The organism is Alteromonas infernus (assembly GCF_902705815.1).
On record NZ_CACSIG010000049.1, the window covers coordinates 41,508 to 60,685 of the forward strand.

The window sequence follows — 19,178 nt, forward strand, 5'->3', positions numbered from 1 at the left end:
ACGACCAACCCTTAGTTAGGTTTACTCATGATCTCGTTAGTTTTTAGCATTTGAGCGGCGTTAAGTGGTCGTTTTGGGGCCGTAAATACGTAGTAACAACAAACTTTTGTTAACGGATACGTTTGATAGTGCATCCATCAACCTGGCTGAAAGCTGACGATACCGGCCTTTATTGTGAGCCTGGTGAGTTTTACATTGACCCAATGAATGAAGTGGCGACAGCGCTTGTTACACACGGCCACGCTGATCACGCAAGAGCTGGCCATAACAGTGTGTACGCAAGTTCAGAAACACTGGCCATTATGCAAACCCGCTACGGTGAAGATATGGCGATTCAGCAGCACACTGTAGCAATGGGTGAAACCATTAATTTTAATGATGTAAAAGCCACCTTTTATCCCGCTGGACATATTCTAGGATCAACACAAATTTTAATTGAATACGGCGGTTACCGCGTTGTGGTCTCTGGCGATTACAAGCGCCGTCACGACCCCACATGCCCTCCGTTTGAAGTTGTCCCTTGCGATGTATTAATTACCGAAGCTACTTTTGGGCTTCCTGTCTTTAAACATCCACCTATTGGACATGAAATTGAAAAGCTGCTTCATTCATTACGCGTGTTTCCCGATCGATGCCATCTAGTAGGCGCTTATGCACTAGGTAAATGCCAACGGGTTATATTAGCGCTACGTGAGGCGGGTTACACAAAGCCAATCTACTTACATGGTGCGCAGCTCAAGCTGTGCGATTTATACAAGCAATTAGGAATAGACTTGGGTGAGTTAATTCCGGTATCTGAAGTTGCAGATAAGAAAACACTAACCGGTGAGATAGTCATTGCGCCCCCTTCGGCACTCGCCGACAGGTGGTCACGAAGCTTGCCTAACGTGCGCCCGGTTGTGGCGTCTGGTTGGATGCAAATTCGCGCTCGCGCGAAGCAAAAAAATGCCGAACTACCGCTTATTATCTCTGATCATTGCGACTGGCCCGAATTGCTGCAAACCATTGAAGAAGTCAACCCGAAAGAAGTGTGGGTGACCCACGGCAGAGAAGACGCTTTAATATATCAGGCAGAAAAAATGGGGTTTAAAGCCAGAGCATTATCGCTAGTTGGTTATGATGAAGAAGAGCAAGGAGGCGACTAGTGGAGGCATTCAGTAACTTACTTGAACAGCTTTATTACACCGCTGGAACCAAGGCAAAAGCGCAGCTTATCGCTGACTACATTGCCAATACGCCAGACCCTGACCGCGGCTGGGCCATTGCCGCTATGGCAGGCACGCTGCGCTTCGATTTTTTCAAGCGCAATACGGTAAAGAAGCTTATTATCGAACACACCGACCCCGCCCTTTTTGCCATGAGCTACGATTATGTCGGTGAAGTTAGCGAAACCGTGGCCCATTTATGGCCGCATAGCGAGCCTACAGACTCGCTTCCAAGCCTTACGGAAGTGGTAGAAACGTTTGCGTCGGTGAGTAAGCAAAAGGTGTCTGACACCTTGGCCCATTATCTAACCATAATGACACCTGCCCAGCGCTGGGCGTTACTGAAACTAGGGACGCGCGGTCTGCGCATAGGCGTGTCGGCCCGCTCTATTAAACAAATACTCGCAGATTACGGCAACAAAGATATCAAGGACATTGAAACCTTATGGCACGCGGTAACCCCGCCCTACGTGGATATGCTTTCATGGCTAGAAGGCAAAGCCGATAAACCCGATATTGAAAACGCGGTAACCTTTCACCCTGTCATGCTCTCTCACCCCATTGAAGATAGCGACATTGACGCATTCACTAAAGACACATGGCAAATTGAAAACAAGTACGACGGCATTCGTGTACAGCTCGTTGTTAAGTCAAATACAACCTTTGATGATAGACACAATAACAACCGTGCGCCCGATGAAGATCAGCCCGAAAAGGCGCTCTTCTCTCGGACTGGCGATGACATCAGCCACTCATTCCCAGACTTACTTGAAACCATAAATGGTAACATGGTGCTAGACGGTGAATTGCTTGTTATCCATAACGTGGAGGATCGCTATGACTCAACCGAAGGCTCAGCTAAAACAAGTGCGAATAATGAGAAAACGCTGATTGATAAAAGCGGCTCACAGGTTTCGCTCGCCACACAGCCGGATGTGGACACCTTCAACGCGCTTCAGCAGCGCCTTAATAAGAAAAAACCAAGCAAAGCGCTACAGTCTTCCGCTCCTGTAGGGCTCATTGTGTACGACGCCTTAGTGCTTAATGGTGAGGATCTCACTGAAAAAACGTTGAAAGCTCGGCGCCAAGCCCTTGAAAAGTGGTTTAGCGAAAATAGTAACAACCGTTTGTTTCTATCAGAAACCCTTACCGCTACCTCCCCTCAAAGCCTTCGCAAGCTTCACACTCAAGTTTGTCAAAACCGTGCAGTTGAAGGGCTGATGATAAAGCGCCTTGATAGTAAGTACATTCCCGGCCGGCCGAAGGGCAAATGGTTTAAGTGGAAGCGCGATCCGCTGGTTGTTGACGCGGTTATGATGTACGCGCAGCGGGGGCACGGAAAACGTTCAAGCTTCTATTCTGATTACACCTTTGGTGCGTGGGAAGACAACCAACTACTGCCCATTGGGAAAGCATATTCAGGCTTCACCGATGAAGAGCTTAAGAAGCTTGATAATTGGGTAAGACGCAATGCCGTCGGCCGCTTCGGGCCCGTACGAGAAGTTAAAAAAGAACTCGTATTAGAAGTGGCCTTCGACGCTGCTCACCCTTCATCAAGACATAAATCGGGCGTCGCGCTGCGCTTTCCTCGCATTCACCGTATTCGCTGGGACAAGCCCGCTGATGAAGCTGACACCCTAGCCAACGTGAAAGCCTTGATAGAGCAATGACACTAAAAAGCTTTCTAAGTAGCGCAAAATCGCAGAGAATGGCTTAAGCAATAGAATCAGGCTTGGACCTGAAAAAAACAAAACAATAGGAAGTCGCCATGCCTAAGGCTAGTGAAATTAAAAAGAATAACACCGTGGTATTTGACGGAAAAACTTGCATTGTAAGAGACATTGAACGCTCTGTTCCTCAAGGCCGCGCGGGTGGCAGTATTTATCGTATGCGTATGTACGACGTGGTCACCGGTGCAAAATACGACGAAACATTTAAAGACTCAGACACGCTGGATATGGCCGACTTAATACGTCGCCCTGCAATGTTTTCTTATATTGACGGCGAAGAGTATGTGTTCATGGATAAAGAAGACTATACACCTTACCACCTGAACAAGGACAGCATTGAAAACGAGGCGCTGTTTATCAACGAAGATACCGATGGCATTCAGGTTGTCATCGTTAGCGAAGTACCGGTTGCCTTAGACTTGCCCATGAGCGTTGAGCTTGAAGTGGTTGAAACCGACCCTTCCATCAAAGGCGCGTCGGCAACATCACGTACCAAACCGGCCACACTTTCAACAGGGTTGGTTGTGCAGGTGCCTGAATATATCAGCACCGGAGAGTGGATTAAGGTAAACACCGAAGAGCGTAAATTCCAAAGCAGAGCGGATAAGCACTAACCTAGACTCAAACGGTGAGCGCGTTAGCCTACCGCTCTTCGTGCCGTCAGCACGTGTTGTTAGAAGCAAAAACGCAGTCTTCTGTTACTAGAAAAAATAAACCCCTCCGAAAAAAGAGGGGTTTACCATCAATCTGAAGGGTTCAAATTTGAACCCTCTTTTTATTGTGCAACCGTTTATTAAATAACTTATTTAGCGATATTCGCTTGGGTCGGCAATGCACTGAAGGCACCGTACTGGGTTACCGTGTAAGCCCCACAGCGAATGGCAAATTCGGTAGCTTCGCTTACATTTTCAAAGTTTTCTGCCCAAGCGTCGAACTCATCTGCGTTTTTCACTTTCGTTGAAAGGAAATACAGAAAACCGCCAATGAACGAGTCACCCGCTGCGGTGGTGTCTTTTACATCCATTTTTGGCGATGCTAGCGTGCCGCTGAACGACTTAGTGATATAGTGAATTGGCTCGCCGCCATCGGTAACCAGTACAACTTTAACGCCGCTATCTAGCCACTGCTGCACTTTTGTATCTGCATTTTCTTCACCATAAAGTTCAGCCAGCTCTTCACGGCTTGCCTTTAGAATAGACACTTTCTTAGCGGCTTCGTCAATGCGGCTTGGCGCGTTCACTGTATCATCCCAAAACGCAGGGCGGTAGTTGATATCCAAGCACACCATCATGCCGTTATCCTTCGCCTTGTTTAGAATAAACTCGGTACCAGGAATAAGTTCTGGTCCAGAAATTGAGCCTGAGCAGAAGTGAAGCACGGTATTTTTGTCGCAATCAATAGTCGACAGGTCTTGCTCTGAAATGTGCTTATGCGCGGCATTATCAACGTAAAAGTCGAACGAGCGCTCACCGTCTTCATCAAGGTTTACAAACGCAAGCGCGGTATTGCCTTCTTGGGTGGTCCATACAAAGTCAGTGTTTACTTTGTAGTGCTCAAGCATCTCTTTAAGAAACGCGCCAAAAGTATCGTCGCCTACTTTCGATACCATTGCACTTTCACCGCCCAGCTGCGCTACCGCTACCGCTACATTAGCAGGTGCACCACCAGCATAGGGTTGAAAAGGTTTCATGGCTGGTATGTTGCCATCTTTGGGCGCCGCACCTTGGCTTAACATATCAATAAGCACTTCACCTAAACATAAAATTTTCATACCAGCCTCGCTTACAAAATTCAAAAAATGGGCATTTAACGTTGCGCGAAAAGCACAAGGTTAACGAATCGTTAATTAATTGGGGCATAGTATTGTCGAAAGAAACAATTAAATCAACTCAATTGATTTAACATTTTGCGCAAGAATTGTAGGATGTGATAGTGTTTGTGTTTACTTAATAAAGAAAGTTATTTCTGAACAACCACCTACACCACTTCTTATATTTGATACACGACTGGGTTGTTATTAAACTCTAGCTTCACTTAACGAAAGATTGTAATTACATTGAATATTGAACCGGCTTTTCACTTGCCATCCCAAAAAACGCCATTGCTACTCGATAATCGCTCTGCAAATGAACGAGAGATTCTCACTCTTATTCGTCAACGTGCCGCACTGCCAAAAGCAGACATTGCGCAATTAACGGGGCTGTCTGCACAATCTGCTACCGTGATCATCAAAAAGTTAGAAGCTGATGGCCTAGTTAAGAGACTAAAGCCGATTAAAGGCGGAGTTGGCCAGCCCAAGGTGCCATTTGGCCTTAATGAAAATGGGGCGTTTGGTATTGGGCTTAAGGTTGGTCGCCGTAGCTTCGATATGACGTTGCTCGATTTAAAAGGTAGCGTAAGGGCAACGCTTCACGAAAAGTTTGCGTATCCAACGGTAGGTAATTTACTCACTTTTGCTCAGCGTGCCTTTAATGTTTTGGTTAAAAATTTAAGCGATGAGCAACAAGGGCTGATCAGGGGCTTGGGCGTTGCCATGCCTTTTGAAATTTGGAGCTGGGCAGAAGAAGCCGGCGCACCTCAAAAAGAGCTAGAAGAATGGAAAGAGTTCAACCCGCAAACCGCACTTGAAGATTTATTAACCCTACCCGTATTTATTAAAAACGATGCTGGGGCCGCGTGCAGTGCCGAGATGTCCTTTGGCAACCCTGAAAGCTACAATAGCTTTTTATATATCTTCGTTGGCACCTTTTTAGGTGGCGGGCTTGTTCTTAACAGTCAATTGGTAAATGGGAAAACGGGTAACGCGGGAGCAATAGGCTCGCTACCTTTTTTCAACGGCAGCGAACAGCGCCAATTAATTACCCAATCTTCACTCTATTTATTGGAACGAAAACTGATAGATGCGGGCCTAAATGGCAAGCATATCTATGAATCTCCCTCTCATTGGCTTTGCGACGAAGATATTGTAAACCGTTGGATTAGCGAGACCGCTAAAGGGCTAGCATTTGCAACACAGTGCGCAATGAGCCTTTTAGATTTAGACGGCGTAATTATTGACGGCGCAGTGCCTAGCGACGTAAAACGCTTACTGGTTAAGCAAACACATGAAACAATGCAGCAGTTGGATATGCGGGGCATAGCAGAGGTTCAAATTAGCCCTGGCTACGTGGGCGGCAAGGCGCAATCTATTGGAAGCGCAAATTTAGCACTTCAAGCTAACTATTATTAATCATTCAGTAACATAGATATACAGTTAAGGTTTTCATGACGGCAGGTGATAAAGCAATTCAAATTTTAGACGGTGGAATGGGCCGGGAACTTAAAAAAATTGGCGCGCCTTTTAGACAACCAGAATGGTCTGCACTAGCGTTAATGCAAAGCCCTGAGTTAGTCAGTGATGTCCATACCCACTTTTTGAATGCAGGTGCCACCGTTATTACGACCAATGCCTACGCATTGGTGCCGTTTCACATTGGTGAGCAAACCTTTAATGAGCAAGCATTCAAGCTTGCCGAAACAGCAGCTAAGCTAGCAAGAGATGCCGTTAACGCCCAGCAAGGTGAACAAGAAGGTAAATTATCGGTGGCGGGCTGTATTCCCCCCGCTTTTGGCTCTTACCGCCCAGACCTCTTCGACGCGAGCAGGGTAAGTGAGATTCTGATGCCTCTTATCGAAGCCCAAGCGCCTTATATCGACGTATGGTTAATTGAAACTGCTAGTTCAATTGAAGAGGCCGAAGCCGTAGTTTCACTGATTAAAACGCTTTCTTCCCGCCCCATCTGGCTGTCGTTTTCTCTGCACAATAGAGCGTCAACAGATGAGCCTGTTACCCTTCGCTCTGGCGAGCCTTTAGAAAAAATAGTGCCCGTGCTGCGCGATGTTGAACGTGTACTTTTCAACTGCTCACAGCCAGAAGAAATGGAAAGTGCGATTACCATTACACGCAAATTAAACCCCAACATTGCTATTGGCGCCTATGCGAATAGCTTTTCAGAGAGAAAACGTAGCCACCAAGCTAACGCACTTTTATCTGAACTACGTGATGACGTTACCCCCGCGCGCTATCTTGATTACGTTAAATCTTGGATAGCGGCAGGCGCGAGCACCGTTGGGGGCTGCTGTGGTATTGGTCCAGAACATATCAAAGTAATTAGCGAGTTTCTTGAAACGCAAACGAACTAATTGCTAACGGCATCAGCACCGCTTAAAGGGGCGGAACATCATGATGTAAACGCTATTTCGTAACAACGTTTTTCGCCCCTTTTATCAACGCTTCTTTATCGATTTTGTTCGGCACTTCCACACCTCTGCGTGCTGCAGGCCTCGCTTCAATACTGTTCTTCCAGCGAATAAGATTGTCTAGCCCTTCGATGCTAACACCAGACCACTCGTACGTGCGCACCCAGCACCAGTTAGCCATATCAGCAATGCTGTAGTCATCGACTAAGTATGCTTTGTTTTCAAGATGGCCATCGAGCACCGTAAATAAACGCCGCACTTCGTTTTGATATCGGGCGATAGCAACGGGTATCTTCTCTTCCAAGTAGCGATGAAAGACATTCGCCTGGCCCATCATGGGGCCAATACCGCCCATTTGAAACATGAGCCATTGAATAACTTGGCTCTTGCGCTTGGCGTCACGCGGTAAAAACATGCCCGTCTTTTCTGCCAGATATATCATGATAGCGCCCGATTCGAAGACTACATGCCCATCCTTTTCTCTATCAACAATGACAGGAATGCGACCGTTGGGGTTCATGGCTAAAAACTCAGGGGTTTTCTGCTCCCCTTTCATTAAGTTGACGCCATGTGCCGTGTATTTGAGGCCCATTTCTTCTAAAGCCACCGAGGCTTTCCACCCATTCGGTGTCGCTGCTGTGTATAAATCTATCATTAGGCGTTTGCACTCGCTCTGCTGCTTACCGCCTCGTACCAGCGCGTTAAGTTTACGTGCTCGTCCTTCATTCGAATTTTAACCACTCGCGCAAAATCCATAGCACACAAGGCGGTAATGTCGGCTATAGAGAACCTATCGCCCGCTATAAACTCTTTAACGCCAAGTCGGCGCTCGAGAATATTGAGATATTTCGACGCATTAATACCCGCCTCTTTACCAAACTCTGGTACTGGGGTCATGCGATCTTTAAAGTAGCCCGTTGTATGCTGAAAGCACATGCCAACTTGCATCATAAACGCCAACTCTACTTGTCGCTGCCACATAGAGATGGTTGCCTTTTCTACTGGCGTCGTTCCCATTAGTGGTGGTTCTGGTTGGAGTGCTTCAAAATAGGTACAAATCGCATCCGTTTCGGCAATACAGGTACCGTCATCAAGCTCTAAAATAGGTATTTTCCCTAAAGGGTTTTTAGCTCGCATTTCAGCACTTAAGTTTTCGCCTTTTTGGATATCGACCTGAACGTAATCAACATCAATGCCCTTTTCGGCTAAAAACATGCGTACTCGACGGGGATTCGGCGCGGTTTTCGTTTCGTAAATTTTCATAGTTTTTGTCTCGAGGCTTATTCACGCGTTATAGGGTGTAACAGCAAAGCTTAGAGTAGTAACTGAACTACTTGGTTTCAAATCACTCTGTATCTCAGTAAAACTATTCAGCACCTTTATGGTTATACCTCTAAAGCGACGTCAGTACTTTCAAGCGTTTTATCTCGTTTACACTAAACTTTTGGCTTTGATAGTCGGCTAATGCTTCTTCAAACGCCTGCGCCGTCAGCGACTGCTGCTTTAACGTGTCTCGGTAGCGCTCAAATTCTGCCACACGACTTTTCCATTCAGCCTGCTGCTTCCACGTCTGCGTTAATCGCTCTGCTACCTCAGGGCCAAATTCCGCTGCTACTGCATTATAGCGGTCATTTAAACTCCCATGCGCCCGCTTTATCTCGTTAATGCGATGCATATTAAGCGTAGGCTGAAACACTGTCCTTTCTTCGCTATTGCCTGCTTTAATCGACTCGACAATCAGCCCCTTGCGCACCTCTTTGGATAAATGACTTTCCTGCGCTAGAGCAAGTCGGGCAAGGGCCGCTTCGTCTACTTTCGCATCTCGGCTAAATAAATAGTGATATTCGTTTTCTGAAAAATATGCGCGCCGAAGGTCTTCCCGCTCATCTAATTTATATGAAATATCTCGCAGGCTGTGCGTGGCTAGATCAATGTCTAATTCTGTTGACGACAACGCCACTTTATAATCGACATAGCGAGAAAACAAATCAGTGGCCACCTGCCGCGACGATACCGTAAAAGACACCTTAGCGTGCGATACATAGGCACGCTTAATAACGTCAGGTACATCACTGGTTCTTTGGAATATGAAGCGGTCAAAAAGATCTTTGGTTGTATAGCTTAGTTCAAAAGCAATAAGCCCTACATCGTCTTGCGAAACGGGGGTTCGACGAGTGCTAGTTTGCTGCTTTGCTTCAGTTTGGATAGCTGGTTGCTCACTGTCAAAAGTACTTTTGGCAAGCGAACTTTCTTTGACCGCGCGGTGTATTTGATTGCCCCTAACTTCTGGCGAACCGTTAAAATAAAAGGTATAGCTTAACGTGACAAGGAGAGCACTAAGCCCTCCTATAGCCACTATATAGCGCTTACGTAAAAGCTTCACTACAGCCCTAACGCTTTTAGTCTATTTGCCTGACGAACAAACACATCAACAGGGTTGGTTTCAAACCAATGGGTGATGCCAAAGCTCTGATTCACCTCATCTAGATGATTCATTTTATAATTGTCTTTAAGCACCTTTCCTAAATGCGAACTACAGGTTGATACTAAGCCGTCGTTTGGCTCCTTAAACGCTGTGCCGGTAATAGCTAGAAAAGGATCAACGACGTCAAGAGCATTAGTATAAGTTCTACCGCCACTCCACGAGAAATAATACACACCATTGTCTGCCAACATCTTACCGTCGTTGCGGCAATACGCTGTCGGCATGCCTTCTGGATACTTTTGGTTAAACGCCACTGAACCTGATGTAGACAAAGAGTTTAACGCAGCAATTGAATCGGTTGGCTTCTCTCTTGGGTCTGAGCCTGAAGCAATTTCTATAATGTTGGCAAACGCGTCAACAACGACCCCTACGGCGCCTTCGCCCACGGAATCTTCTGCAAAAGCGTCTCTAAGCTGGTCAGCGACCTTACTTCCCCAATTTACACCCGCTACCGAGCTTACAGAGGCCACTTTATTCGGCGCAACACTCGCTGCATAGCGCGCAGTAGGACCGCCGTGACTATGGCCTATCAAATTGACTTTTTCGGCACCGGAGAGCGCTAATACTTCATCGATATATTCTAGAAGCTGCTCCCCACGCACTTCTGTAGAATTTGCCGGTGAAACTTCAGCGATGTAAACCACCGCACCGTTTCGACTGAGTTTGTGAGGCACTTTGTAAAAGTAGTCAACAAACAGGACATCTTCGAAACCGAAAAGGCCATGAACAAGGACAATCGGATGTTTTGTTTTAGCGTATGTATCCGCTTGTGCTTGCCCCGAGTAGCCCGTGGCAAGAGTAAACAGTGCAATGACGCTGAACAAGGTAACAGCAAGTGTCTGTCTTGCGTGATTATAGTTATTGCGTTGCATGGTGTGTGCCCCATAATTATGTTTAGGAATGGTCTGTGGTCAGACCATTGTTATAATTATGTTAACACAGTGTAAAGATCAACCATCGTATTGCGATTTTAATATTCGGTGAGGATAGCTGGGTAAGTCGCTTGTCCTTTTTCGATTAATAATACTTAGCAAATTCAAAAAGCTAGATTCGCTTCTAATTATGACTTTCTATACTATTTTTTAAGGCAATAGAGGGAATAAATAGAACTAATAACCTATTATTCATGCTTAGAATACGCTTGGATAAAATTGACCGACAGGCTTGGCGTTGTTAACCATTCACCTTTAAAGGGATTGAGGCGCATACCCGTTTGGTGTTTTAGCGCAAACCTGTCACCCACCCACGCTTGTAACTCTTGGGGTTTTACAAATTTACGCCAGTCGTGAGTGCCCACAGGCAAATAGCGCATCACATATTCAGCGCCCACTATGGCAATTACATAACTTTTAATTGTTCTGTTAAGCGTTGCTAGGATGAGTAAACCACCCGGTCTAACTAGGCTTGCACACTCATTAATTAACTGACGCTGGTCAGGTACATGCTCTACCACCTCGGCGTTGATCACAACGTCATATTGCTGGCCAGTCATTACCGCTTCACTTGACAGCATATGTTTATACTCGACGTCTACGCCACTTTTTAGCGCATGACGTTTCGCAACTTCAACACTTACTGAACTGGCATCAATACCCGTCACCTTTGCCCCTAACGCGGCCAAAGGTTCACTGATGAGACCACCGCCACTGCCGATATCGATGATCGATAACGCAGAATAGTCTGGAGGAAGATTCCCTTTACCAAAGTGGTTCTCTAATTGGGTTTTAATTATGGTCAATCTTGCTCGATTAAATTCTAGCGCGGTTTTGTATTTTCCGTTTGGGTCCCACCAAGAGTCTGCAAGGCCATCAAAGCGAGCAATTTCTTCTTCGGAAAAATTACTATTACCTGTTTTTTTGCTTTTATCGAGCACGATTTTTTACCTTTAACCGTAATGACATATACACATACCTGTTGACCCTAAGTACCCATGGCAATAAGGTAAAGCAGTGAGTATTAGCGCGTATATGACGTTGCTTTTATGCATAATTATACGTAGTTAAAGAGGGTTTTGATTTTGGCGAATGCAAAAAATGTTTATGGCCGTCCACTACAATTGTGTTGTGGCAATACGGGATATACCCGAGAGGGCTTTTGTTACGTACCTGACGCAGATGTAGGTAATCATAGCGTGTGCGCTGTTGTTACCGATGAGTTTCTACAGTTTTCACTGCGCCAAGGAAACGACCTTATCACGCCTTGGCCTAGTATGTCGTTCCCAGGATTGTTAGACGGCGATAGATGGTGTTTGTGTGCGGCGCGCTGGCTGCAAGCTTACGAGGCCGGCGTTGCGCCCAAAGTACGGTTAGAAGCCACCCACGAGAAAGCGCTCGATATCATTCCTCTGGCCCTGCTAGAAGACTTTGCCGCCGAATAAGGATGCCGCTTATGGCGCGCCAGATTTAGCGCGCCACTCTTCATTTAATTATTATGGTCGTTTAATGAATATGGTCACTTAATTATCATGGTCGCTTAATTATTAAGGCGTGCGGATCACCATGAGACGGGTTTCTGACATATCTTCTATAGCATAGCGAATACCTTCGCGACCAAGCCCTGAATCTTTAACACCGCCATAAGGCATGTTATCTACGCGCCAGCTTGGTACATCGCCAATAACAACGCCGCCTACTTCAAGCTCATTCCACGCTTGGTGTGCTTTGTAGATATCGCGGGTGAAAACCCCTGCCTGCAGACCATAACGACTGTTATTCACTTCTTTCAGTGCTTCATCGAAGTCATCAAAAGGTACTAGAATAGACAAGGGGCCAAAAGCCTCTTCGGCGCTGGCATCGCAATCTTTCGGGACATTTTCCATCACGGTAGCGTCTAGCATAGCGCCATTTCGCGTACCGCCACAAAGAACTGCCGCCCCTTTGTCTTTCGCTTCTTCAATCCAGCTGTGAAGCCGCTCAGCTTCCCCTTCAGAAATCATAGGGCCAATGAAGGTATCTTCATTCGACGGGTCACCCGACACTAAACCTTTCACTTTCTCAACGTAGCGCGTTTTAAACTCGTCATAAATGTTGCGGTGAACGAGCAGTCGCTGAACACTAATACAGCTTTGCCCTGACTGGTAATAAGCCCCTACAATCACGCGCTCAATAGCGTCTTCGATATCGGCGTCTTCATCAACCACACACGCAGCGTTTCCGCCCAGCTCTAATACTACCGGCTTCTTACCCGCTTTAGCTTTAAGCGCCCAGCCTACATCTGGAGACCCAGTAAAGCTGAGCAGCTTCAGGCGTTCATCTGTAGTGAATAAATCTGCTCCGTCGCGGCTACACGGTAAAATGGAAAATGCACCTTTCGGTAGGTCGGATTCGGCCAGTACTTCACCAATGATAAGCGCACCAATAGGTGTACGCGAAGCCGGTTTAAGTACAAAGGTACAGCCGGCGGCTATAGCCGGTGCAACCTTGTGGGCGGCTAAATTAAGCGGAAAGTTAAATGGCGATATAAACGAACATGGGCCGATAGGCACTTTTTTCGTCATACCTTGATAACCCTTGGCGCGAGCAGATATTTCTAAGTTGACCGTTTCACCATTTATGCGAACCGACTCTTCTGCTGCTATTTTGAAAGTATCAATAAGACGGGTAACTTCGCCTTTCGCGTCTTTAATGGGTTTACCCGCTTCGATGCAAAGGGCTTTCGCAAGCTCATCAGCGCGTTCGGTAAAGCGCTTAACACAGTGCTCTAACACCGCTTGTCTCTCATAAGGGGCCAGGGCGGCCATGGCAGGTTGCGCCTGCTGCGCAGCAGCAATCGCTTTATCAATAGTGTCAGCATCGGCCATGGCGACTTTAGTGGCTACCTCGCCGGTATATTTGTTTGTTACCTCTAAATCGGTGTTCGCGTACTCAGGCTCACTGGCTAAATAATAGGGATAGCTTTCCTTCAACATCTTTTGACTCCTTACCGTTTCAATACTGTTGCTTAAAGCTTGGCGCTAAGCTCTTTGATTGTGTGATTGAGTGTTTTGTCATTCATGCTGTAATCAACCGGGCAATCGATAATATGCACACCTTTTGTGTTCAAACACTTATCAACCAGATGAATAAGCACATCCGTGTCATCTACTCGCCACCCCTGCGCACCGTAACTTTGCGCATACTTAACGAAGTTGGGGTTGCCGTAGTCCAAACCAAACTCATCAAACTGCATGTTAGCTTGCTTCCACTTAATCATTCCGTACGCGTCGTCACGTAAGATGATCACCACTAGGTCCAGCTTTAGTCGCACAGCGGTTTCGATTTCTTGGCTATTCATCATAAACCCACCGTCACCGCATACGGCTAACACTGGGGCATCGGGTTTGACTAATTTTGCTGCAATGGCAGAGGGTAAGCCCGCCCCCATTGACGCTAAAGCATTATCTAGAAGCAACGTATTGGGGTGGTACGCAGGGTAATTCCTAGCAAACCATATTTTGTAGATACCGTTATCAAGGGTAACAATACCATTATCAGGCATCACTTTACGAATATCGCGAACCAGTCTTTCAGGTAAAATGGGAAAGCGGTTGTCGTCTTCTGCTTCGGCGCGGTGCTCAACATAGGCTTGGTGTACATCTTTGTAGAAGTCTAATTTCCAATCGTCCTGAGGCGTAATGCCTTCTTTAATCTGCCAAATGCTATTGGCAATATCGCCAACGACCTCTAACTGTGGAAAGTAAACAGGGTCGACAGCGGCCGAATCAAAGTTGACGTGTATCACCTTCTTATCGTTGTGATGCATGAAAAATGGCGGCTTCTCTACTACATCATGGCCCACATTGATAATAAGGTCCGCTCTTTCAATGGCGCGATGCACAAAGTCGCCGTCAGAAAGGGCCGTATTCCCTGCAAAGCGAGGATCGCTTTCATTGAGCACGCCCTTACCCATCTGCGTAGTCACAAACGGAATGCAGGTTTTATCAACAAACTCTCTGAGCATCTTCGCAGTGAGTTTGCGATTGGCCCCTGCGCCTATTAGCAGTAGTGGCGACTGTGCTTCTTCAATCATGGAAATAGCTGCAGCAATTGCTTTGTACTCCGCAATTGGTCTGCGCGTCATGCTGGGCGATAAAATTTGCTCGCTAGTTTCCTCGGCAGCAATGTCCTCAGGTAATTCAATATGAACGGCGCCGGGGCGTTCTTCGTGGGCTAACCTAAAGGCTTCACGAACCGTGGAAGGAATTCTGTCGCCACTTACAATTTGATTAGTAAACTTGGTTATGGGTCGCATCATGTCGACAATGTCAATCACTTGGAAGCGACCTTGCTTACTTGTTTTGATCGGTTTTTGGCCTGTGATCATGAGCATTGGCATAGCGCCAAGTTGGGCGTAAGCCGCGGGCGTGACTAAGTTTGTTGCGCCGGGACCTAGGGTCGATAAACACACGCCAACTTTTCCGGTTAGCCTGCCGTAAGTGGCAGCCATAAACCCGGCCCCCTGCTCATGACGGGTGAGTACCAATTTAATTGAGGACGCACGCAAAGACTCTAGTAAGTCGAGGTTTTCTTCGCCGGGGATACCAAAGACGTATTCAACACCTTCAGCTTCTAATGCTTTGACAAATAAGTCGGACGCTTTCATGTACTGCACGCTCCTTGTAAAGAGGTATTTCTATGTATTTGATAGGTTGCTACGACTTCAGCATAAAAAACGATTGGTATTTTTTTTATGACATTCCTAAGTTACAGGTGGTCTAGGACAATGCCAACCAGTATCGCAGTAATGAGGCTTCATGACCGGCGATTTGATAGAGTAAGTTGTTCAACGTAAGCCAAAGGCGGTAATACTCGCTACACAAGGTAGAGCGAAAACCGGGTTAACGGTTTTCCTCTTCCCATTGGGCGAGTTTGGCTTTCGTGGCCGCATCAACATTGGCTTTATTTTCGCTTATCCACCAGCGTTCCATAATACGCACGTTTTTCTGATTCGCTTTGTAAAACACGTCAACGATATCCCCTATGAAAGGGATAAAGCCTAAACCAAAGTCGAGGGCCGAATTTTTTACCATTTGCGCGACAAGGGCCTTTGGCATGCCTAACGATTTACCAAGCCAAACAATTCGCAAAGAGACAAATAACATAAGGGCATCACCTGCCCCGGGAATAAGACCTACGATGGAATCGAGGCCTATTCTGATGGGAATAAAAGGGAGTTTAACGGCCGTATCCAATAAGTTAGCAAGCTTTTGCGCTTTAAGTAGTGCCTTCGGTGCTTTTACGTCCACGTCTTAATCTCCCTTCGGTTTTCAGGCCCATGCCTGGGCTAAATTTACCTTGCTTTGTGTCCGCCTTAAGCAACAGAAAGCAGGGTAAGCGAACTATTTTTCAGCGCCTAATGCTCTCGCTAAGCCTGCGCGTAAACCATTGTCTGATTCGACTGTCCAGCCGTGCAAGTTCTCTTGCACAATGTCAAAAAGCACATCGATGTGTTCTTTATCACTGTTAAGCGCCGCGATGTATTCGTATCGCTCACCTCCGGCTTCCATGAAATACTCGCGATTCTCTTCACCGATTTCCTCGATAGTTTCAAGGCAATCTGCGGAAAAGCCCGGACACATCACTTGAATCGACTTCACCCCTTTGCCGGGTAGCGATTTCAATGTTTCGTCAGTATACGGTGTTAACCACTCCTCTCGACCAAATCGAGATTGAAACGTGGTCATATATTCATCGTGTGATAAACCTAACTTCTCGGCTAATAAACGGGACGTTTTATGGCATTCACAGTGGTAAGGGTCGCCGTTCATAAGGTAGCGCTTGGGAATACCGTGGTAAGACAATATTAATTTGTCCGCTTTGCCTTGGACTTCCCAGTGCGCCTTAACCTTATTCGCTAACGCAGTAATAAAATTATCACGGTCGTGATAGTGATTGACAAAGCGTAGTTCTGGCAACCAGCGTCTAGAGGTAAAGTCTTTTGCAATGGCATCGAACGTTGAACCTGTTGTTGACGCGCTGTACTGCGGGTAAAGCGGCAATACGACAAGCTTGCGAACGCCCTTGGCTAACATATCTTCAATAGTCTTACCGATGGCGGGGTTACCGTAGCGCATGGCAAAATCTACAATTACATCATCGCCATACTCAGCCTTACAACGTTGTGCAATGGCGGCCGCTTGTGCTTTGGTGATTGCCAAAAGCGGTGAACCTTCGTCGGTCCACACCGTTGAATAAGCTTCAGCAGAGCGTTTAGGACGGAAATTTAAAATAATACCGTTTAGCACAAACCACCAAATGGCTTTAGGCACTTCGACCACCCGAGGGTCAGAAAGAAACTCTTTTAAATAGGGGCGGAGCGCTTGCTTAGTTGGCGCTTCTGGCGTGCCTAAATTTGTGACCAAGACACCGATTTTATCCGCTTGTCCGTGACTAAAGCCTTTGTTCGATTTGTATTTCATCTATTCATAATCCGAGAAGTACTGCGCTATATACGTATTATACTGAATTACCTTAGTTTATGATCGCAAATGACGCCAAAAAAGTGCGATTGCATCAATAGCTTTTAACCATTAAAAAAGCGGTAGCTGTTCAGTTTTAAAGAACAGCTACCGCTTCAGATAAGTCGCGTCTATATCGGGTGTTAACGTACAAAGGTTACTTTATAACCTTTAACCGTCAGCCTAACCTCCCTTTAGGGTTGGTAGTAGGTTGCTGCACCAGGCCCAACAGGCATACCAAGTAGGAACACCCAAATATAGAACAAGATTGTCCAACCTACGATGAATACCATGGAGTAAGGCAACATCATTGCGATTAACGTCCCCATACCCAAGTCTTTCTTATATCTTGCTGCCATAGCGAGTATAAGGCCGAAATAACTCATCATAGGTGCGATAACGTTCGTCACCGAGTCACCTATTCGGTAAGCCGCCTGAATAACTTCTGGCGCATAGCCAATTAGCATAAGCATGGGTACGAAGATGGGTGCCGTTACCGCCCACTGGGCTGAGGCACTGCCTAATGACAAGTTCACTACGCCACACATAAGAATAAACAGAATAAACACTGCTGGGCCATCTAATCCTGCTGCCTGCAGCAAGGCGGCCCCTTTAACCGCTAGTACGGTGCCAAGGTTCGTCCACTTAAAAAACGCAACAAACTGGGCTGCGAAAAATACCAGAGTAATATAGAGGCCCATTGCCCCCATACTTTTTGACATGGCATCGATGACGTCTTTGTCGTTTTTCATCGACTTGGTCACTTTACCGTATACAAACCCAGGAATAGCAAAAGTGATGAAGATGAAAGCCACTATCCCTTTAAGAAAGGGGGAACCGGCCACTTCACCTGTTTCTGGATGACGCAGAATTCCATTTTCGGGCACAACCGTTAACGCCAATATTGCACAAACAATAACAAACGATATGCCTGCCCAACGTAACCCTTTTTTCTCAAGATCTGTAGTGCATCCATCGATTGCTTGCCTAAATCTATTGAGGCTTCAGCGGGGTCGAACGTGCCAAGTCGGGGCTCGACTACTTTTTCCGTCACCAAAGCCCCCATGGTCGCAACCACAAAAGTACTGATAAACATGAAGTACCAATTTACTTCTGGGCCAACCATGTAATCAGGGTCAATCATGTGCGCCGCTGCTTCGGTAATACCGGATAACAGCGGGTCTACCGTACCTAATAATAAGTTTGCACTATACCCTGCCGATACCCCTGCGAATGCTGCCGCGAGCCCTGCAAGAGGGTGACGCCCTAAAGAGTGGAAGATCATGGCCGCAAGAGGTATAAGCACTACATAGCCAAGCTCGGAAGCCGTATTAGAAATAATACCTGCAAATACCACTGCGAAGGTTACTGCACGCTTTGAGGCGTTCATCACAAGGGCACGCATGGCAGCGGAGAGCAACCCTGAGTGTTCTGCTACCGATACCCCTAGAAGGGCAACGAGTACCGTACCTAAAGGGGCAAAGCCGGTAAAGTTAGTGACTAAGCCAGTTACAATACGCTGTAGCCCTTCGGCGCTCATCAGCGATATAACCTCAATCATACCGTCTTCTTCTCTTCCCTTCGCGCCAACAGGACGAGGGTCAGCCACCGCTAAGTCAAAGTATCCAAGTATCCCACTTAGCACCACAATGAAGAGCGAAAGCAGGGCAAATAAGGTAACTGGATGGGGGAGAAGGTTTCCTAACCATTCTACCGTAGCGAGAAATCGCGAGAATAACCCACCTTGTCCGCCCTTATTATCGGCAGACACTGAATTTGTATTTTCCGTTGTCAAAATCTTCCCTCTGTCGTTTATTGACGTCTACTACATCAAAGCTAACGCTGGGAAGGCATCAACTTTGTACTTAAATAGTGACGTGTTTTAATAGTATTCAGGCGGTATTTTACCCGATTTAGTGAAAATTTGGCAGTGGATAGGGTAAATGAGAGGTTAACTTGCTGTACATTTTCCTATTCGAGCCGCAAAAATAGCGAAAATAAGTGTGAAGATTCATACGTTTAGCTTTCTTCAGCGCACATCGAGTAGGGTGAGGCGTCACCGCCTCATCCCTCTCACAGAACCG

General features: G+C 46.5%; 16 protein-coding genes and 1 pseudogene. 6 read left to right on the forward strand and 11 right to left on the reverse strand.

Annotation, left to right across the window (positions count from 1 at the left end; translation table 11 throughout):
• Window positions 1–128: 128 nt before the first annotated feature.
• The 3 genes from ACX5J7_RS12395 (at window position 129) to efpL (ending at window position 3,549) form a co-directional block, all read left to right on the forward strand.
• A complete protein-coding gene (locus ACX5J7_RS12395; protein ID WP_278385015.1) occupies window positions 129–1,145 on the forward strand; it encodes a ligase-associated DNA damage response exonuclease in 1,017 nt (338 codons plus the stop codon).
• Window positions 1,145–2,875 (forward strand): cisplatin damage response ATP-dependent DNA ligase, encoded by a 1,731-nt coding sequence (locus ACX5J7_RS12400; RefSeq protein WP_024017125.1) that lies wholly within the window; start codon window positions 1,145–1,147, stop codon window positions 2,873–2,875. The genes ACX5J7_RS12395 and ACX5J7_RS12400 overlap by 1 nt, the downstream gene beginning before the upstream one ends.
• 98 nt (window positions 2,876–2,973) lie before the next feature.
• Window positions 2,974–3,549, forward strand: a complete 576-nt coding sequence (efpL, locus tag ACX5J7_RS12405; protein WP_015068333.1) for an elongation factor P-like protein EfpL — start codon at window positions 2,974–2,976, stop codon at window positions 3,547–3,549.
• Between the two features lie 188 nt (window positions 3,550–3,737).
• Here the strand turns inward: efpL and ACX5J7_RS12410 are convergent, their stop codons facing one another.
• Entirely contained in the window at window positions 3,738–4,706 is a 969-nt protein-coding gene (locus tag ACX5J7_RS12410) for a carbohydrate kinase family protein (RefSeq protein WP_015068334.1), read from the reverse strand.
• Between the two features lie 285 nt (window positions 4,707–4,991).
• On the opposite strand from ACX5J7_RS12410, the gene ACX5J7_RS12415 reads away from it, so the two are divergent.
• Both ACX5J7_RS12415 and ACX5J7_RS12420 read left to right on the forward strand, forming a co-directional pair.
• Window positions 4,992–6,164 (forward strand): ROK family transcriptional regulator, encoded by a 1,173-nt coding sequence (locus ACX5J7_RS12415; protein WP_287149017.1) that lies wholly within the window; start codon window positions 4,992–4,994, stop codon window positions 6,162–6,164.
• 35 nt (window positions 6,165–6,199) lie between these two features.
• A complete protein-coding gene (locus ACX5J7_RS12420) occupies window positions 6,200–7,117 on the forward strand; it encodes a homocysteine S-methyltransferase family protein (RefSeq protein ID WP_020744458.1) in 918 nt (305 codons plus the stop codon).
• A 52-nt stretch (window positions 7,118–7,169) separates the two neighbouring features.
• Here the strand turns inward: ACX5J7_RS12420 and ACX5J7_RS12425 are convergent, their stop codons facing one another.
• From ACX5J7_RS12425 to ubiG, 5 genes are all read right to left on the reverse strand, one after another.
• The gene (locus tag ACX5J7_RS12425) at window positions 7,170–7,829 is read right to left on the reverse strand and encodes a glutathione S-transferase family protein (RefSeq protein WP_278383304.1); all 660 of its coding nucleotides are present in this window, start codon (window positions 7,827–7,829) and stop codon (window positions 7,170–7,172) included.
• Complete coding sequence (locus ACX5J7_RS12430) at window positions 7,829–8,437, reverse strand: glutathione S-transferase family protein (RefSeq protein ID WP_020744460.1); 609 nt, start codon at window positions 8,435–8,437, stop codon at window positions 7,829–7,831. The genes ACX5J7_RS12425 and ACX5J7_RS12430 overlap by 1 nt, the downstream gene beginning before the upstream one ends.
• Before the next feature lie 130 nt (window positions 8,438–8,567).
• Window positions 8,568–9,557 (reverse strand): lipase secretion chaperone, encoded by a 990-nt coding sequence (locus ACX5J7_RS12435; RefSeq protein ID WP_015068339.1) that lies wholly within the window; start codon window positions 9,555–9,557, stop codon window positions 8,568–8,570.
• Window positions 9,557–10,531, reverse strand: coding sequence for an esterase/lipase family protein (locus ACX5J7_RS12440; RefSeq protein WP_278383306.1), 975 nt, complete (start codon window positions 10,529–10,531; stop codon window positions 9,557–9,559). The genes ACX5J7_RS12435 and ACX5J7_RS12440 overlap by 1 nt, the downstream gene beginning before the upstream one ends.
• A 248-nt stretch (window positions 10,532–10,779) precedes the next feature.
• A complete protein-coding gene (gene ubiG / locus ACX5J7_RS12445; protein ID WP_020744463.1) occupies window positions 10,780–11,532 on the reverse strand; it encodes a bifunctional 2-polyprenyl-6-hydroxyphenol methylase/3-demethylubiquinol 3-O-methyltransferase UbiG in 753 nt (250 codons plus the stop codon).
• 144 nt (window positions 11,533–11,676) lie between these two features.
• Between ubiG and ACX5J7_RS12450 the strand changes: the two genes are divergently transcribed.
• Window positions 11,677–12,036 carry a DUF2237 family protein gene (locus ACX5J7_RS12450; RefSeq protein WP_015068342.1) on the forward strand — a complete coding sequence of 120 codons (360 nt, stop codon included), beginning with the start codon at window positions 11,677–11,679 and terminating at the stop codon, window positions 12,034–12,036.
• 102 nt (window positions 12,037–12,138) lie between these two features.
• Here ACX5J7_RS12450 and ACX5J7_RS12455 read toward each other — a convergent pair whose 3' ends face one another.
• The 5 genes and pseudogenes from ACX5J7_RS12455 to ACX5J7_RS12475 form a co-directional block, all read right to left on the reverse strand.
• Complete coding sequence (locus ACX5J7_RS12455) at window positions 12,139–13,566, reverse strand: aldehyde dehydrogenase family protein (RefSeq protein WP_278383308.1); 1,428 nt, start codon at window positions 13,564–13,566, stop codon at window positions 12,139–12,141.
• Between the two features lie 32 nt (window positions 13,567–13,598).
• Entirely contained in the window at window positions 13,599–15,239 is a 1,641-nt protein-coding gene (locus tag ACX5J7_RS12460) for an acetolactate synthase large subunit (RefSeq protein ID WP_020744464.1), read from the reverse strand.
• Between the two features lie 235 nt (window positions 15,240–15,474).
• The gene (locus tag ACX5J7_RS12465; RefSeq protein ID WP_015068345.1) at window positions 15,475–15,882 is read right to left on the reverse strand and encodes a DUF4112 domain-containing protein; all 408 of its coding nucleotides are present in this window, start codon (window positions 15,880–15,882) and stop codon (window positions 15,475–15,477) included.
• Between the two features lie 93 nt (window positions 15,883–15,975).
• Window positions 15,976–17,055: a ferrochelatase gene (gene hemH, locus ACX5J7_RS12470; protein ID WP_498707297.1), complete on the reverse strand. Its 1,080-nt coding sequence runs from the start codon at window positions 17,053–17,055 to the stop codon at window positions 15,976–15,978.
• A 233-nt stretch (window positions 17,056–17,288) separates the two neighbouring features.
• Window positions 17,289–18,865, reverse strand: a pseudogene (locus ACX5J7_RS12475) (AbgT family transporter).
• Window positions 18,866–19,178: the final 313 nt, after the last annotated feature.